The 2,168-nt window shown below is 68.2% G+C and carries 3 protein-coding genes; 2 read left to right on the forward strand and 1 reads right to left on the reverse strand.

The features are described 5' to 3' along the window. A partial coding sequence (locus ACLN58_RS21380) for an MFS transporter (protein ID WP_415857229.1) occupies positions 1 to 473 on the reverse strand: 473 nt, incomplete at its 3' end. A 100-nt stretch (positions 474 to 573) separates the two neighbouring features. Between ACLN58_RS21380 and ACLN58_RS21385 the strand changes: the two genes are divergently transcribed. Both ACLN58_RS21385 and corA read left to right on the forward strand, forming a co-directional pair. After that, positions 574 to 1,050 carry an Lrp/AsnC family transcriptional regulator gene (locus tag ACLN58_RS21385; RefSeq protein WP_415857230.1) on the forward strand — a complete coding sequence of 159 codons (477 nt, stop codon included), beginning with the start codon at positions 574 to 576 and terminating at the stop codon, positions 1,048 to 1,050. 40 nt (positions 1,051 to 1,090) lie between these two features. Then, positions 1,091 to 2,089, forward strand: a complete 999-nt coding sequence (corA, locus tag ACLN58_RS21390; RefSeq protein ID WP_415857231.1) for a magnesium/cobalt transporter CorA — start codon at positions 1,091 to 1,093, stop codon at positions 2,087 to 2,089. Positions 2,090 to 2,168 lie beyond the last annotated feature (79 nt).

A 2,168-nucleotide genomic window follows, 5' to 3' on the forward strand; every position in this document is an offset into this window, starting at 1 on the left:
CGCGAGGCCCAGCCCGCGCGATGCGGAAGAAGCTCACGGAGGGCCGCGGAGCTCGCACCGGTCGCGAGCGCGACGGCGGCACCATGCAGCGCGCGCCCGACGCACAGCGCGAGGAGGCTGTTCGCCGTCGCGAATACGGCGAGGCCCGCGATGCCGAGGACGACCGCGAGAGTGAGCGCCGCGCGTCGTCCGATGTGATCCGACCAGTGCCCCGCGACGAGCAGGACCGCGACGAGGCTCACAACGTAGCTCGCGAACGCAACCGAGATCCCCAGGCTTCCGAGGCCGAGGCGCTGCGCCAGCGCGGGGTAGAGCGGCGTCGCGAGGTTGGCTCCGATGAGAAGCACGAAGAGGGTGCCACCGCTCAGGGCGAGGCGCATGGTCCGCGAGGCGTCCCAGCCCGTGGCGTCGACCCGGCCAGACATGGCGGGCTCGGCGGCGGGGCGCATGCGGAGCTCGGCGAAGAGGGACATGCCGCCAGTTTGAGGCGTGGTGATCTTTCCGATCAGTTTTTTCTCCATAATCTGAGCGCTATGATCAGATCTGATTCTGAAAGCTGCCGGGGAGTGACTATTGAGCGTTCTCGATGCATTGGACACCAAGCTTGTCCTGGCCCTCGTCGAGGACCCGCGCGCCCAGATCGCGGAGCTCGCTGAGCGGCTCGGAGTGGCCCGGAACACCGTGCAGTCGCGGCTCAAGCGCCTCCAACGCGCCGAGATCCTGCGCGGAGGAGGCCGAGAGGTCAACCTCGAGGCGATCGGCTACGACGTCGTGGCTTTCATGACCCTCGAGGTGGTCCATCGGGACCTCGATGCGGTCGTGGCCGGGCTCCGGCGCGTGCCCGCGATCCTCGAGGCCCACGAGATCTCCGGGCGCGGGGACATCTGGTGCCGCCTCGCGGCGTCGGACACGCACGAGCTTCAGGCCGCCCTTCGGAGCGTTCTGCGCATCCGGGGGGTGATCCGCTCCGAGACCGTGTTGGCCCTCCACACGCACATCGCCTACCGGGCGGATGCGATCCTGCGGCGATCGATCGAGACCGCCGGCTAACCCCCCCCGCGTCGAGACCCGGCGGAGACATAATGGCCGGGTGACGATCATCGACAACGCTGTCTACCTGAACGGCCACCGCGCCGCTCACCCCGAGAGTCTCGAGCAGACGTTCGAGACGCTGGAGGCGACCGGCGGCAGCATGGCATGGATCGGCCTCTATCGCCCGACTCCCGAGGAGATGGCCCAGGTCGCGCACGAGTTCCGGCTCCACGACCTCGCCGTAGAGGACGCGATCACGGCCCACCAGCGGCCCAAGGCCGAGCGGTATGGGGAGGTGCTGTTCACTGTGCTGCGGCCCGCTCGCTATCTCGACGAGACCGATACGGTCGAGTTCGGGGAGCTCCACATCTTCGCCGGGCCCAACTTCGTGGTCACGATCCGGCACGCCGAGACCGCCGGCGTCGGCGAAGTGCGCAAGCGCCTGGAGTCCGACCCCACGCTCCTGGCCCGCGGGCCCCATGCGGTCCTTTACGCGCTCCTCGACCGCGTCGTCGACGACTATGCGCCCGTCGTGACGGGCCTCGAGCACGACGTCGACGAAATCGAGGACGAGCTCTTCGAGGGCGACCCCGCGGTATCGCGCCGGATCTACGAGCTCACCCGCGAGGTCATCCAGTTCCAGCGGGCCGTCCACCCGCTGCGACACCTTATCGAGGGGCTCGAGCGCGGCTACGAGAAAGAACGCGTGGACCTCGAGCTCCAGCGCAGCCTGCGCGACGTTCGCGACCACGTCGAGCAGGTGATCTCGCGCATCGATGCCTATCGCGACCTTCTCCAGAACGCCCTCGTCCTCGACGGCACGCTCACGTCGAACCGCCTCAACGAGACGGGCCTTGCGCAGAACGAACAGGTCAAGCGGATCTCCTCGTGGGCGGCCATCTTCTTCGCGCCCGCCCTCGTGACGGGCATCTACGGGATGAACTTCAGGGCCATGCCGGAACTCGACTGGGACCTCGGCTACCCCTATGCCTTCGGGGTCATGTTGGTGCTGGCGTTCGTCATGTGGCTCATCTTCAAACGGAAGCAGTGGCTATGAGCATCGCCCGCGCGGGCTGGTCCGCGAGCCGGGTCCTCGTCCCCGGCACCCCGTCCCAGCTCGGGGCGTTCGGGCTCTT

This window comes from Sinomonas sp. G460-2, from assembly GCF_047759905.1.
Lineage (GTDB): Bacteria > Actinomycetota > Actinomycetes > Actinomycetales > Micrococcaceae > Sinomonas.